This window comes from Clostridium sp. BNL1100, assembly GCF_000244875.1.
Classification (GTDB): Bacteria; Bacillota; Clostridia; order Acetivibrionales; family DSM-1351; genus Ruminiclostridium.
This window is the reverse complement of record NC_016791.1, coordinates 227,654-243,506: the sequence shown is the minus strand read 5'-3', so window position 1 is coordinate 243,506 and position 15,853 is coordinate 227,654. Positions and strand designations below refer to the sequence as shown.

At 38.2% G+C, this 15,853-nt stretch carries 12 protein-coding genes; 1 reads left to right on the top strand and 11 read right to left on the bottom strand.

The features are described 5' to 3' along the window. Window positions 1–26 precede the first annotated feature (26 nt). The 6 genes from CLO1100_RS01100 to CLO1100_RS01075 all read right to left on the bottom strand — a co-directional run bounded on the left by CLO1100_RS01100 (window position 27) and on the right by CLO1100_RS01075 (window position 5,907). Window positions 27–689, bottom strand: a complete 663-nt coding sequence (locus CLO1100_RS01100) for a ThuA domain-containing protein (RefSeq protein WP_014311921.1) — start codon at window positions 687–689, stop codon at window positions 27–29. 40 nt (window positions 690–729) lie between these two features. Beyond that, window positions 730–1,890 (bottom strand): ArsA family ATPase, encoded by a 1,161-nt coding sequence (locus CLO1100_RS01095; RefSeq protein ID WP_014311920.1) that lies wholly within the window; start codon window positions 1,888–1,890, stop codon window positions 730–732. 21 nt (window positions 1,891–1,911) lie between these two features. Beyond that, window positions 1,912–2,136 (bottom strand): hypothetical protein, encoded by a 225-nt coding sequence (locus CLO1100_RS01090; RefSeq protein ID WP_014311919.1) that lies wholly within the window; start codon window positions 2,134–2,136, stop codon window positions 1,912–1,914. A gap of 5 nt (window positions 2,137–2,141) precedes the next feature. After that, window positions 2,142–3,317, bottom strand: coding sequence for an ArsA family ATPase (locus CLO1100_RS01085; protein ID WP_014311918.1), 1,176 nt, complete (start codon window positions 3,315–3,317; stop codon window positions 2,142–2,144). A gap of 122 nt (window positions 3,318–3,439) precedes the next feature. Continuing rightward, window positions 3,440–3,940 carry a MarR family transcriptional regulator gene (locus CLO1100_RS01080; protein ID WP_014311917.1) on the bottom strand — a complete coding sequence of 167 codons (501 nt, stop codon included), beginning with the start codon at window positions 3,938–3,940 and terminating at the stop codon, window positions 3,440–3,442. Between the two features lie 173 nt (window positions 3,941–4,113). Next, window positions 4,114–5,907, bottom strand: a complete 1,794-nt coding sequence (locus CLO1100_RS01075) for a phosphoenolpyruvate carboxykinase (GTP) (RefSeq protein WP_014311916.1) — start codon at window positions 5,905–5,907, stop codon at window positions 4,114–4,116. A 474-nt stretch (window positions 5,908–6,381) separates the two neighbouring features. Between CLO1100_RS01075 and CLO1100_RS01070 the strand changes: the two genes are divergently transcribed. Beyond that, window positions 6,382–7,482, top strand: coding sequence for a PRK06851 family protein (locus CLO1100_RS01070; protein ID WP_014311915.1), 1,101 nt, complete (start codon window positions 6,382–6,384; stop codon window positions 7,480–7,482). Between the two features lie 59 nt (window positions 7,483–7,541). Here the strand turns inward: CLO1100_RS01070 and CLO1100_RS01065 are convergent, their stop codons facing one another. The 5 genes from CLO1100_RS01065 to CLO1100_RS01045 form a co-directional block, all read right to left on the bottom strand. Beyond that, window positions 7,542–8,501 (bottom strand): acetylxylan esterase, encoded by a 960-nt coding sequence (locus CLO1100_RS01065; RefSeq protein WP_014311914.1) that lies wholly within the window; start codon window positions 8,499–8,501, stop codon window positions 7,542–7,544. 144 nt (window positions 8,502–8,645) lie between these two features. Next, window positions 8,646–10,076: an NCS2 family permease gene (locus CLO1100_RS01060; RefSeq protein WP_014311913.1), complete on the bottom strand. Its 1,431-nt coding sequence runs from the start codon at window positions 10,074–10,076 to the stop codon at window positions 8,646–8,648. Between the two features lie 473 nt (window positions 10,077–10,549). Continuing rightward, window positions 10,550–12,586, bottom strand: coding sequence for a class I tRNA ligase family protein (locus CLO1100_RS01055; protein WP_014311911.1), 2,037 nt, complete (start codon window positions 12,584–12,586; stop codon window positions 10,550–10,552). 207 nt (window positions 12,587–12,793) lie between these two features. Further along, the gene (gene loaP, locus CLO1100_RS01050) at window positions 12,794–13,318 is read right to left on the bottom strand and encodes an antiterminator LoaP (protein WP_014311910.1); all 525 of its coding nucleotides are present in this window, start codon (window positions 13,316–13,318) and stop codon (window positions 12,794–12,796) included. 375 nt (window positions 13,319–13,693) lie between these two features. Beyond that, a complete protein-coding gene (locus CLO1100_RS01045; RefSeq protein ID WP_014311909.1) occupies window positions 13,694–15,832 on the bottom strand; it encodes a glycoside hydrolase family 3 C-terminal domain-containing protein in 2,139 nt (712 codons plus the stop codon). Between the last annotated feature and the right edge of the window lie 21 nt (window positions 15,833–15,853).

The window sequence follows — 15,853 nt, the reverse complement described above, 5'->3', positions numbered from 1 at the left end:
TTTAGTCGCACTTAAAGAAACTATGTTCACAGTCTGCAGCACCAAGAGATACAATCAACCAAAGTCTCAAGCATTACTTTATTTGTAAGTCCCTCTTCCCTATGGGTAGGAGCAAAACAACAAATCCTCCCATCCCCGAATTCACGAGCCCAACCCGCTTCAGATTTACCATATGGGGATTCGCTATCTAGGAATACAAGGCTGCTGTCAAGATTATATTTTATAAAATAATGTTCATCTATGGCCTCAAAGGATTCATTCAGTCTGATTCCGCTGCTATTTTCTTTAGGGAGATACTTTACAACCTTGTGTTCATTTGGATGGCTCAAAAAATACCCGCCCATCATTTTTGTGTATTCTCCTGTTTCATCATAAAACACTAAACCTGCGTGCCATGCCATCCAGCTTCCACCGTTGTTTACATAATCCACAATCTTCTTTTCAATGTTAAAAGTCATCCAATTGTTTACTACTTCATCAGTGGGATTAATTCTGTTCTCCTTGCCCAATATAACAAGGTCAAATTTCTGCGATAGTGCTTCCTCAAGGCCGTCTACATCAGTATCAATAAGCTCAAATGTGTGAGAGCCTGATTTATTCAACATATCGACTGCTTTTTTAAGTGCTTCAAGTGCTATGTCATGGTCATGATAATAATCGCCTAAAATGCAAAGAATTTTTTTAATCAAATGTATTCACCCCCATCCAAATATAGCATACGGAAAATAATTATGCAAAATGAATATTCAATTTCCCCTCATTATACTTTGCTCCTGTAATTTCCTTGGATTGCAGTTTTACAGGTAAAATAAAGCTTCTTTTTTCATTCTTTATTGAGATGGTAATTTCATCACCCTTTTGAAGCAGTTTCAGCTCATTTTTATCAATAAAGGGCATACTAATTATAAAAGTATATCCTTGGGCTTCTTTCACCACATCAAATATTTTATCTTTGAAAAGTACCTGTTCCGGGTCAGTATTTTGATACAATAATCCACCCACTTTCTTCAAGGCATCGTATCCTCTAAGCTCGCTGTCCATAAGCTCAAGTTTGAATACCGGAATTCCATTAAAGCTCTCAAGGATATCATGAATACTACTAGTTTGAATTTCATCCCACTTCTCAAAATATCCCGACAGGGATTCCTTCGAAAATATCTTATTTATTATAATTCCATCAACGTTATAATCAAAAAGGTGCAAATATGAAAAGCTTCTCTTCGCCTCCTTTATAACAATCTTTTCCGGTGTCGTTACTATACGGATGCTTACCTTTTCTTTGTCCAGCATAAGCTGATGCAGCTCATCGATTTTTAAATACAGCCTTTCAATTTCATCGAAAGTCTCATCACCGGGAACAGGAATCTTTATAGTTGCCTCAATAACAGGCTTTACAAGCTTTGCTCCCTTTCTTTTAATGGGAAACAATTTTTCCATCCACCACTTAAACAAATCCGGAAACTTCAGAAGTGACATTGTCTCTCCAGTAGGAGCGCAGTCTACAATTAAAACATCATATTTACCCTCATCGTAAATTTCTTTGATTCTTATAAGAGAAAGGAGTTCGTCAAATCCCGGAAATACCAGCAACTCCTCAGTTTCGATATTATTATCAGCCTTCAGGGTCATAAGCCTTTCAATATATCCTTTTATATTACCCCACATTTTCTCATTTTCAAGAATAGAATCAATTTCCATGGCAAAAAGGTTTTCTGCCAGCATAACCGGGTCATTGGACAGCTTTGCAGCAAAAGAATCCCCAAGACTATGGGCCTGATCGGTACTTATTATCAAAACACGTTTACCATCCTCAGCTATTTTACATGCTGTAGCAGCAGCTATGCTGGTTTTACCCACTCCACCCTTGCCGGTATATAAAATAATCCTCATATTGTTATACCTCCATTAAAATTATGAAAAATCAACAGACACCTTCCTGACCTCTTTCCTTTCCGCTCCTTCATCCTTATTACTGTTCTCCGTAACTATTTCAATCGCAATATCCTTCATCACACTTACAGCTTCCTTTTCAAAACCTTCCAATTTGGTTCTTACATCTTTAGGGAGAATTTCTTTAAAAGCTTCATACCTTAGTATTTCAGACTTTATCATGTTTTTTATAAATTCTTTATTCACACAAATCACTCCTTTCTGGCAAAATCTATACAAAGAACTTCCGATTCAAACTTGGCTGCCCCCACAGAATATTTCCTCATTACATTGGGAATCGGTATATTTCGTTTAAAATTTCCGATTTTAATTATAATATCTGTTCCTGATTCAAGAAGTTCAAAATCCTGTTTGCTTGTAAAAGGTACATAAACCTTTAACCTATAGCCTTTGTCGGTTTTTTCAAAGGTCTCGCTCTCTACCTTCCTGCTGACCTCAAATATGTTTTTGTCTTGCAGGGAATCCTTCACTATCCTATTAAGTCCCTCTATCCCATTTATGTCTACCTCATACCATTTAATTTTATAGGTTGGGATATTGTAAAAAGCAGCCTCAAGCTCATTGAGATAATTTTCTTGAATTAGCTTCCATCTATCAAAGAATTTGTTATCTATATCCTCAGGAATTATACGGTTAACGTACAAGCCGTCAACATTAAAGTTGTACAAGTTCATGTACATATAATTTCTCTTTGTTTCCTCTACTACCATTTTTTCAGGAATTGTAACGAGCCTGATACTACATACATCCCGGTCCTTCAGCAGTCCCTGTAACTCTCCTAATTTTACGTAAAGCTTTTCAATATCATTCATGGCCTTCGAATCAGGCATATCAAGCTTGAATGCTGCCTTTGAAATAGGTCTTAAAACCTTCATTGCCACCTTGCCTATCGGGAACAGCTTTTCCATATACCACGAAAACAGTTCCGGGAATTTTAAAAGTGACAGGGTTTCTCCGGTTGGAGCACAATCCACTATAATCAAGTCATAATCCCCGGTGTCATACACTTCCTTGATACGAAGCAGTGAAAACAACTCTTCGATGCCCGGAAATACTACAATATCCTCAAAAGTCTCAGTATCTTTCTCACTCTTAAATGTCATCATATTTTTAAACGTAGCCGAAATATGCTCATAGTGCCTATTCATTTCATAATTTGAGTCGATTTCCAAGCAATCGAGGTTTTCCATGATTTCAACCGGGTCTTCTCTCACTTCCGTCATAAATATGTCACTGAGGTTGTGTGCCATGTCAGTACTCACAAGAAGGGTTTTCTTTCCGGCTCCCGCAGCCTTTACCGCATGTGCTGCTGCAGTGCTTGTTTTTCCAACCCCTCCCTTGCCTGTAAAAATAATTATTCTACCCATATTCATACCTCCTATATTTCTTATTATGAATTATTCTTATTGCGAAGTATTTATTTAAAAAATAGTCTTGCAGTTCACCTTAACAATAAGGATTCCGCAAGTAACTTTATAAAAAGCTTTGACTATTCAATTATTATTCGTTTAACTCTTTTTTCTGTCTTATCATTATGCCCGGCAGGTGATTTGTCGTTCTTCAATACCGAAGCTACCTTTCTGAAAATACTCAATGCTGCTTTTTTTTCATCATCAGACAGTGTTTTAACTACCTCTTCAAAATAGTGAGATATCGTTCTTTTTTCCTGCTCTATAAAATCCTCTGCCTCTTTTGTAAGAACGATATTGACAACTCTTCTGTCCTCCTTGTCCCGCAGTCTCTCTACCATGAGCTTTTTTTCAAGCCTGGCTATTACACCTGTGGCAGTATTGAGTGGTGCACTTATATATTCAGCGATTTCAGTCATGTTAGCTTTTTTGTTTCTATATAGAAGCAGCAGGGCAAGTATCTCATTTTTCGAGTAATCCAAAAAAACGCTACTCCACTTATCGGGAAAAAACAAAAACTTCAGTCCGTCAATATATTCAAAAATTATTGTCTCAAGTCCCAATTCTTTTTTACTTGTCATAAAAGTCTCCTATATACTTCTTTCAACGAAGTATATTATTATTCTATCCCCGAAGTATTTTATTGTCAATATGAATAGAAAATAAATTTTAATATTTAAATTAGTCCTAAACAAAAACCCGGTGGCCTACGCCTCCGGGTTTTTATCTATTTATTAAATAAATAATTTATAAATTAAGCCTTCAATCTAGCTTCAAGATCAGCAAGCTGCTTCTTCAATTCAGCAGGAACCTTATTTATGTCATAAGTCTCATAGTGAGCTTTGATTGACTCAACTTCGTTGAGCCATTCGTCCTTCTTAACCTTGAGAAGTTCTTTCATGTCTTCAGCTGAAACGTTCAGACCTTCAACATCGATAGCGTCTTCAGTAGGCATGTAGCCGATTTCAGTCTTAACAGCCTTACCTTCGCCTGATACTCTTTCACAAATCCACTTGAGAACACGGCTGTTTTCACCATATCCTGGCCACAACCATTTTCCGTTCTCATCTTTACGGAACCAGTTAACATAGAATATCTTTGGAAGCTTATCTTCTGTGCTAGCTGCACCAACATCCAACCAGTGTTGTAAATAGTCATTTACATTGTAGCCGATGAATGGAAGCATTGCGAATGGGTCACGACGAACCTGTCCGATTTTGTCGGAGATAGCTGCTGCAGTGATTTCTGAACCCATGATTGAACCAAGGAATACACCATGGTTCCAGTTAAAGCTTTCGTGTACCAATGGAATAGTACTTGGACGACGTCCACCTATCAATATAGCTGATATTGGCACTCCTGCAGGATCTTCCCACTCAGAAGCTACAACAGGGCACTGATTTGCAGGTGCTGTGAAACGAGCATTTGGATGAGCTGCTGGAGTTTCTGAACCTGGAGCCCAATCTTTTCCGTGCCAATCAATTAAGTGAGCAGGAGCATCTACTCCCATACCTTCCCACCAAATATCTCCATCGTCAGTTACACCAACGTTAGTGAAGATAGTGTTCTTTTCAATGCTGTGCATAGCATTTGGATTTGAATCCATTGATGTACCAGGAGCAACACCGAAGAAGCCTGCTTCAGGATTGATAGCATACAATCTTCCGTCTTTTCCGAACTTCATCCAAGCTATATCATCACCGATTGTTTCAACTTTCCATCCTGGAATTGTAGGAACAAGCATAGCCAGGTTAGTCTTACCGCAAGCACTTGGGAAAGCACCGCAGATATATTTAACATTACCCTTAGGATCAGTAAGCTTGAGGATAAGCATATGCTCAGCCAGCCAGCCTTCTTCACGTGCAATAACTGATGCTATACGAAGAGCGAAACACTTCTTACCAAGCAAAGCGTTTCCGCCGTATCCTGAACCGAAGGACCAGATAGTCTTTTCTTCTGGGAAATGGCTGATGTATTTCTTTTCGATTGGAGCGCAAGGCCATTTTGTATCTTTTTCGCCTTCTGCTAAAGGAGCTCCTACTGAGTGCAAGCAAGGTACGAATTCTCCGTTACCGAGTGTTTCCAATACTTTTGTTCCTATACGAGTCATTATTCTCATGTTAACAACAACGTATGGGCTGTCAGTAAGTTCAACACCGATTTTTGATATTGGTGAACCTATAGGTCCCATTGAGAAAGGAATTACATACATTGTTCTTCCCTTCATGCAACCTTTGTAAAGTTCCTTCATAGTATCTTTCAATTCATCAGGATTAATCCAGTTGTTAGTTGGTCCAGCTTCTTCTTTTGACTTTGAAGCAATATATGTTCTGTTCTCAACACGGGCAACGTCAGAAGGATCACTGTTGAAAGAGTAACATCCAGGACGTTTTTCAGGATTTAAAGGTTTAGCCAATCCAGAATCCACCATCTCTTTTAAAAGACGATCGTTTTCTTCCTGAGAACCATCACACCAGTAAATCTGGTCTGGTTGACACATGTCGGCAATTTCTTTAACCCAAGCTTCTAATTTCTTGTTTGTAGTCATTATAATTCTCCCTTCAATTTATAAAAAATATACTGCTATCAATGAGTAGTATTTGTGATTAACACGGTACTATTCAGTATTTCAGGTAAGCAAATTATTTGATAATTTTTTCACTAACAATCTTAACATACAGTAGTATAAATTTCAACATATGTTTTTGTCACATTTTTATTTTTTCATGGAAATATGCAACTTTTAAATTTAAATACTTCATGTATATATATTCATACATAAGTATAATTATATATTTTTTGGTTTTTGCGTCAGTAAATTCAAGGCCTGCAGCTAATATATATATGTTTTTAATTACATACAATGTAATTTACTGGTTTCTAAAACGAAGTGTTTCAACTGTACATATTGCATGACACACCTGGCTAAAGTGGTTATTTTTAGTTAATAGGTTTAGCAATATTGCTAGTATTAGCATATTCTGAAATATAATACCCAAGTTATTGAAAGGTGGAGTGCTTTTTGTGTGCAAAAATTATTAACTATTATGCCTGCGCAAACTCATCGAAGGGATTTGTAAATTACTTGGACGATAATATTAATTATCTGGACAGACTTTTTATTCTTAAAGGAGGTCCTGCTACCGGGAAATCTACCCTTATGAAAAGGCTCGGCAAGGAGTGGTACAACAGAGGTTTTGACGTAGAGTACATTCATTCCCCTTGCGACAATAGCTCTGTAGATGGTATTATTCTTCCTTCCTTGGGAATAGGCGTTGTAGACGGAACATTTCCTCACGTGGTAGAACCTAGAGCCCCGGGGGCAATTGAAGAGTACATAAACCTTGGAACTGCTTGGGACAGCAAAAAGTTAATTCCTCTAAAAGACGAGATTCTTAAAATTAATAAACAAATAGCCATGTGTTATGAAAGTGCCTATAAGCTCTTCTCACAGGCCCTAAATGTTCACGATGAGTGGGAAAAGATATACATTTCAAATATTGACTTTAACAAAATGAATGAAATTACTCAAGAGACTATCAATACAATAATCGGTAATAACTTTCAAGACAAACAGGCCAGTGTTAAGAACAGATTCTTCGGAGGTGCTACCCCTAAAGGGTCTGTAGATTTCGTTATGGATCTTACCTCCGATATGTCAAACAGATATTTTATTAAGGGCAGACCCGGCTCGGGAAAATCCACGATGCTGAAAAAAATTGCCCAATCCGCTCAGGACAGAGGATTTGATGTAGAGATATATCACTGTGGCTTTGATCCTGACAGTCTTGATATGGTTATTATCAGAGAATTGTCCGCAGCTGTATTTGACAGTACTGCTCCTCATGAGTATTTTCCTTCCAAGGATACCGATAGAATCATTGATGTGTACTCCTATGCCATTAAACCAGGAACTGATGAGGAGTTTAAGACACAGCTTGAGGATATCGCCTCCGGCTACAAAGGGATAATCCGCGAAGGTACGCACTATCTTTCCAAAGCTAAAGATCTTAACGATGACCTTGAAAACATATACATAGATGCAATTGATTATGACATAGTTGATAAAATCAATCATGATTTAAGGCTTAAAATAGACGATTACTTTTTCAGTATGGCATAAGATAATAGATAAGGCACCCGGCTGATATTTCACACTTACACAGGCCGGGTGCCTCTATTTTAAAGTTCCAGCAAAAACTGATAGATTTTATCCAAAACTGTAGGAATATTTTCATGTCCGTAATCAGGATAAATCAGCATTTGTTTTTTGGAAGTTATTTTATTATAAGCGGAGAACTGTGTTGAAGGCGGACATATATTATCCATCAGTCCCACACCCATCAAGACCTCCCCTTTTATATGTTTGACAAGGTATTGTAAATCTATATACCCCAGCTTCTCGAACACTTCATCTTCCCTCTCATGAAGTGGGTCAAAGAATCGGAAATAATCCCTGATATCGTTGTAGGCATCCTTTGCCAGATCCATTTCCCAAACCCTTTTGTAGTCACACAGGAACGGATAGACTGGTGCAAGCTTCTTTATACGAGGTTCTAATGATGCACATGCAAGCGTCAAAGCTCCTCCCTGAGAAAATCCCATAGCCCCTACTCTGTTCTCATCAACCTCCGGCATTGACATTACAACTTTAGCCAGTTGAGCAGTATCCAGAAATACGTGTCTGAAAAGCATATTTTCAGGCTTATCATCCAGTCCCCTCATTATATGCCCGTGGACAGTGTCACCCTTTACGCATCCAGAATCCTCTGAGTAGCCTCCCTGACCACGGACATCAAGTGCCGCAACAGAGTACCCCATAGCAACAAAATTAAGTTTGTCATTCCAGTCACCACTGTTGCCTGTGTAACCATGGAATTGCAGTATGGCAGGATGAGGTTTATTCCCACCTCTGGGACGTAAATATTTAGCATGCACCCTTGCACCCCTTACCCCTGTAAAGTACAGGTCAAAGCATTCTGCAAAAGGTACCTGAAAGTGAGACGGAACAAGTTCAACCTTTGGATCAACGACTTCAAGTTCTTCTTTTGCCTTAGCCCAGTATTCATCAAAATCCGGTGGGCACGGATTAATTCCATTATACTTTTTCAATTCTGCCAATGGCATATCAATTAACGGCATATGCATGATTCCTTTCCATTTTCAATATATGTATTCAACTTTTTATATTTTATAATAGAGCTTACAAAAAAACTACCCTTGTATGAACAGTCTTATTATATGACCGTTCATGCAAAGGAAGTAAAAGTGGGGGAATATATATAATTAAAGTTTAAGCAACGCAGTTATTATATAATTTAGTACAAAGAGTCCCGTTACAATGTACATGACAGGGTGTACGGACTTTGCTTTTCCTTTGAATATCTTTACAATCACATACATAATAAATCCGGAAGCGATACCACTTGATATACTGTATGCAAACGGCATTATTGCGGCTGTAAAGAATGCCGGCAATGCTTCATCAAAATCATCCCATTTAATTTTTGCAAAGCTTCCCATCATCAGTACACCTACTATTATCAAAGCAGGTGCAGTGGCAGCTGCCGGAATTACTCCTGCAATAGGTGCAAACAGCAGACACAAAGCAAAAAGTATGGCGGTAAATACGGATGTAAGACCGGTTCTTCCTCCAGCGCCTATACCGGCTGCACTCTCAACATATGTTGTTGTGTTTGATGTACCGAATACCGCACCAATGGAAGTAGCAATAGCATCTGCAAAAAGTGCCTTGTCCATTTTAGACTTAAAGCCTTTTCCCGCAAACAGCTCTGCTTCATCCTTGTCATCGAATATACCGCTCTTACGGCCTGTCCCGATGAAAGTTCCTATTGTATCAAATGTATCCGATAAACTGAATGCAAGAATTGTTACCAAAACAAGAGCCAATTTCCCCGGATCGCTGAACAGACCTACAAAGTCCATTTTAAATGCTGTTTGGGCAACGTCAGCTACCTTGTATGACGAGGACATTGAAATATCTGTTACATGTAACGGAATACCGATTAATGTAGATGCAATTATACCTATAAGTATGGCACTTTTCAATTTAAGAATCATTAAAACAGCTGTTATTACAAGTCCAATCAGCGCTACCTGTGCTACAGGGTTTGTAAAATTAACAAAAGCCGGAACTACGTTTGCTCCGTCTGCTACAACCGTAGCAGATTTGGGATCAGTTCCTAAGATTTTCAGGGGGTCCCAAGCCTTACCTTCAGATGTAAATTTTAAAAATCCTGCACTTTTGAAACCTATATAAGCGATAAATAATCCAATACCACCTCCGATGGCTAACTGAAGGGATTCAGGTATCGCCTTAATAATCATCTTTCTTACCTGAGTTACCGTAATAATTATATTTATAACACCGCAGATAAACACCATTGCCATGGCTTGCTGCCAAGTGTACCCCAGTCCGAATACAACCGTAAAAGTAAAAAATGCGTTCAATCCCATACCCGGGGCCTGTGCATATGGAACATTGGCGAATAATCCCATGATAAGTGTTCCTACAACTGCTGCAAGTATTGTTGCAACATAAACTCCACCTTTAGGAATACCTGTCTGCCCTAAAATAGTAGGGTTTACGAAAATGACATAGGCCATTGTAAAAAAGGTAGTGAATCCAGCCATTGCTTCAGTTGCAACGTTAGTTCTGCTCTCCTTTAGTTTGAATTGCCTTTCAAAAAAACTCATTATTTCCCCTCCTGAAATCATGTCGCCATAAGTTATTACCAATGTTTTGAAAAACAGAGTAGTTTTATGACGAATTTTGAATAATATTGTCAAAAATACAGGAATATTGTATCATAATTATTACTATTATCAAGCTTATTTACAGTATTCTTTAAAATAAACTTTTTTATGTTTCAATATGGATTCAAACATAAAAAAGTTTGTGGTAAATATTTCAGCTATATTGTGGGAAATAAAAAAGGCAAAACCAGCGGTTAGCTGGTTTTGCCTTTTTGTAATTTAAATTTTACTTTGGTGTAGTAACTTCTGTGTTGGCCTTTTGACCGGGATTTGGAACCTGTCCGGCACTTGTCTTAACTCTTGCCTTTCTTTGATCAGGCTGTTGTTTTTTTGACATTATCTTTGCCTCCCAAAAATTATATTTCATTTCAGTTTTTATTCTGACAGGTTCCATAAAAAATTATTCTTTTAAGTTAATTTTTTTCTTGTATCTGGCTTGGATGCTTTTCAAAAAAATCTACTCTTGGTTCCAGGAACTTGAGTTTATGATTTTCGGGATCCTCCATAAAATCATAAAGGGTATCAAATATACGATCCCAATTCCAGAATTCTTCTCCAAGGTTGAGATACTCAAGTATCATCTCTGTTCCCTTAGGTGCAATAGGATGCATAAGAACAGTTGCTGTTCTTACCATATGCAAAGAATCAGCCAATACCTTTGTTCTGAGTTCATCATCATTATCCTGCTCTGACTGCTTAATATACTTTGACCAATATTTATTAATATTTCTGATGTAGCTGTCCATGAGGCTCATAACCAAATGAAAATCTGTTTTGTACATTAATCTTTCATATTCAATTATGGTGTTTTTTGATTCCTCAAGAATCTCACTGCTTACTTCAGCAACAGGCACTTTACCGTCATAATACTTCTGAGCGGTATAGAAACACGACCTTACTGCCCTGTTAAATACATTTGCCAGCAGGTTTCCTTCTTTTAGTACAGGGTCGCTGTCCTTTTCATTGGCATTAGGATTTAAGGGTTTAGGCTGGAAACCCACACTTTTTATTCCTAATCCAAGACTAAGGAAATGAGCCCTTAATTGCTCAAATGTATAGTAATTAAGTAGCTCATCAGCCTTTGGGGGCTTAATTTCACTACTGCTGCTGGCTTTTTTATTTAAAAACAATACATGGTTATTACATATCAGTTTGGGCAGCTGCAGCTCACCTTCCGGCGGATTAGCCGACACCTCTTTGCCCTGACTTCCCATAAACATAGCCATTTCTACAGGCCCGTAGAAATAGATATTATCTTCACCTATAAACTGATATACCTGCGCCTCTTTAGAGCACCACCAATTCTTCCATGCATTTGAGTCTTCCTTCTGTTGCTCCAGATATGTCATTGTAAACGATATAGGAGCCCAAAGAGATTCCGGCCAAACCCATATGGTTAAATCCTTCATATCCTCTAATACAGGCGAAGGAACTCCCCACGAAACATTACCTGTCAATCTGAAAGGTACTAGGGTTTTTCCGGTACGGAAACGAATACCGTTTTCAGCAAGTACCAGACACGCTGCTTCTCTCTGTGCAAGATTTTTAAAAACCAGAAGCACTGATGACTTGTTCTTTTCGTCGCTCAATTCGTATTCAGGAAGTTTCTCCTTGATAGAATCCACTATGTCCATTTGGTCTCTCTTTACATATATGGCAGGTGGTTCCAAAAACTCTCCTATGCTTTTGATTACAAATTTTCTGGAGCTTTTGTCCAGTTCCAATTGGCTTACCCACTGGGTAAGAAAATCGTGGAATTCGTCAAGCTCAAAGTACCAGTTGGTTACATCTCTCATTTCAGGTTTTTTGCCCGAAAGAGTACTCTTAGGATTAATTAAATCTATAGGCATATACTGATGTCCCAGTGAACATTCATCTGCATAGCCTCTTTCTGATGAACATCCGGCAATCGGACATTGTCCCACAACCTGACGGCCATTAAGAAAAACATCAAGCTCTGTATCATAGAACTGGGATGTAGTAATCTTTTTAAGATGTCCGTTTGAATACAGCTTATTAATAAAATCAGAAGAAACTTTTTGATGAATTTCGGCCGCACGTCCCAATGCCGAAGCTGCAAAAATACTTATGTCGATTTGATATGAATCAAGTACTTCCTTTTGTTTTTTATGATTATACGTAACAAATTCATCTATAGTACCATCAAAAGACCCGCTATCAACCAATTTACGATAATATTCCAATATAGGAGAGCCATAGCAATCAGTACCCGACACAAAGATTACATTTTCTTTCCCGATGCGGTCTTTAAGAAAACGTGCATAGGTGTCGGCATGTATAAAAACCCCACCGATATGTCCCAGGTGAAGTTCTTTATTTCCATATGGCATTCCAGCAGTTACGATAGCACGTTTAGGGAACTTGGGTCTTGAATTTGATATGTCAAATTCATCTATTGAATTAGTACTTTTTCCTTTCTGATCGTTCATACAATAGAAATCTCCTTAATACCATAATTTGTGACAGATTACATTTATCTGTTTATTTTTAGCTAATTGTATCACTATTTATCTGCCCTGTAAACTAATAATGTCGTTCAAACTCATGGTTATAAGCATCTACGGGTTGCTAACATATATTGATACACTTTATTATTGCCATAAATCCGCCACGTATAATGATAGTAAACATAAAAACTATTGTATCTTTTCTAGGATTTCCAGTGCTACGTTTACAATTCTTTTGTCTCCCATAAATTCCATCTCTATCAAAGCTTGCTTTTTATGTCTGTTAATTTTTTTTATTATACTTTCCTTCCCCTTAAGAGGCCCATTTATTACATGTATTCTATCTCCCTTTATAATTCCCCTTGATGATTCGATGCAATGTTGGTTATTGCATAAGTCAAGCAGCATTTGTTTTTCAGATTCCCTGACTTCTATTTCAGTATCGGAATATTTTAATATTCTAACTATGTCACTTGATGAATGTATTCTATTGTTCAGCTTTTTAAGGAACTCATCCCCGGGCATCCCCGACTCAACAAAAACATACCCAGGGAATAAAGGTTTTAATTCTCTCTTTACCACACCTGAAATTTTAAAAAGAAATTCATGCAATGGAATAAATGGATTAGCCATTTCAATATCAGCAATTTTATTCATGTATTGCTGCACTCGATGTTCTTTACCAGATTTAACAAAAAGTATATACCAGTACATCCCAATTTACCGTCCTTTTACACAGCCTCGCCCTATCACTTGACATACCGGAAAGCTACACTGTAATCAGATTATACTGCCAATAAGTATTTAACGTGACCCGGCAACGATTAAACCCTCTATGGATTTGCTTCATTAATTACCTACTTTTGGATTATTAAAACCAATTATATACTTTTTCCCGTTGTAGATAAATTATCTAAATTAAAGAAAAATATACCAAAAACTTTATGCAAAATATAAAAATCACCTTTGTTATGTAATCCATTATATTTTATAACTATTATTCTTTTAAAATGGTATGTAAGGGGAAAAATAAAGACCGTGAAAAAGAATTTTCACGGTCTTTATATGTTTATAAACTTGTATTAAATACTACTTAACGTTGAATGATACCTCCAATGGCTTCTTGCCTGATAATATTTCACTTGTTTTGTCAGGTTGTGATCCGCCGACATATAATGTGAATTCACCATTCTCAATATAACGTTTTCCTGCTTCGTCAACTATGGTCATTGCATTTGAATCTATTTCAAAAGTCACGGTCTTTTTTTCACCGCTCTTCAAGTGTATTCGTTTAAAGCCGCAAAGACTGTACTTAGGAACTCTTACTGATGCGTCCATATCCTTTATATATACCTGTACAACTTCATCTGAATCAACACTTCCTGCATTCTGAACATCCACTGATACAGACAGGTTCTCTCCATTATTTACATTCTGAGGACACACTATATTGGAGTATTCAAAATTTGTATAGGATAAGCCGAATCCGAAAGGATACAATGCTTCGCCCTTCATGAACTTGTATGTTCTGTTTTCCATTGAGTAGTCTGCAAATGGAGGGAGCTCTTCTGTTGATTTATAGAAGGTAACAGGAAGTCTTCCGGCAGGAGAGTAATCTCCGAATATCATTTCCGCAAATGCAAGACCGCCTCTTGAACCCGGATACCAGCACTGAACTATGGCTGCTGCCTTGTCGGCTGCGTCTCCGATTGACAATGCACTTCCTGAGAGCAATGCTACAATTGTAGGCTTGCCTGTTGCAAGAACCGCATTAAGCAGGTTTCTCTGGGATTCAGGCAGATTTAGATCAGCCTTGTCGCCTCCTGCATCCAGTATTACGGTACCCTGGTCGTTCTGTTCCCCTTCTACTGAAGCGTCAAGTCCAAGACACAAAACAACTACATCACTTCTCTCTGCCACAGAAACAGCCTCTTTCAGTCTGTCATCAGGCTGTGCAAGATCCTCTTCTCTGTTCATGAAAAGGTGACTGCCCACCGAATACCATACTCTTGTATCCTCGGAAACCCTTTTGCGGATACCGTCAAGGATAGTGATATTTTGAGATGGAGTTCCGCTGTAGTTGGCCCTTAGTGCTAAACTACTGTCTGCGTTTGGCCCGATAACAGCTATATTTTTAATCTTTTTGCTGTCCAATGGCAATAACCCGTCATTTTTAAGTAATACCATTGATTTTTTTGCAGCTTCAAGTGAAAGTTTGTTGTGTTCTACAGAGTCATTTAATTCATAAGGTATCTTATCGAACTCACAGTCATCATCAAACATACCCAGCCTCATTCTGGTTGTCATAAGTCTGATAGCTGCACGGTCAATATCCTCCTCAGTAATTCTGCCTTCTTTAAGTGCAAGGAGAATAAGAAGATACATATTTCCGCAGTTAAGGTCACAACCACTCTTTAATGCAAGTGCCACAGATTCAGTTGGTGTTTTGGTAACTCCGTGTCCTTCATGGAAATCCTTTATTGCCCAGCAATCTGAAACAACGTGTCCGTCGAAGCCCCATCCATCTCTTAAAATGTCCTTCAAGAGGGTTTTGCTTCCGTTGCAGGGTTCTCCGTTGGTTCTGTTGTAGGCTCCCATTACTGATTCTACTTTTGCTTCTTTTACAAGTGCTTCAAAAGCAGGTAAGTATGTTTCGTACAGATCCTTTTGTGAAACAACCGCATCAAAGTGATGTCTGTCATCCTCCGGTCCGCTGTGAACGGCAAAGTGCTTTGCACAAGCGGCTGTTTTAAGGTACTTTCCATCACCCTGTAAGCCTTTTACAAATGCAACTCCCAGTCTGGAAGTCAGATATGGATCTTCTCCGTAGGTTTCATGTCCACGTCCCCACCTTGGGTCCCTGAATATATTGACATTAGGCGACCAGAAGGTTATACCTTTGTATATATCCCTGTCACCTTTTTTTGCGTTCTCATTGTATTTAGCTCTTCCTTCTGTTGCAATAACATCTGCAATTTTCTCTAGAAATTCATCATCAAATATTGCAGCCATTCCTATTGCTTGCGGAAATACTGTTGCAACACCTGCTCTTGCAACTCCGTGTAAAGCTTCGTTCCACCAGTTATATCTGGGAATTCCCAGTCTTTCTACAGGTTGTGCGTCGTACCTAAGTTGTGAAGCTTTTTCTTCCAAAGTCATTCTTGAAACTAGATCGGCAGCTCTTTCTTTAAATGAAAGGCTTTTGTCCAAATATTTTGGCTTTTCCATTTTCTAACCTCCACAATCCGC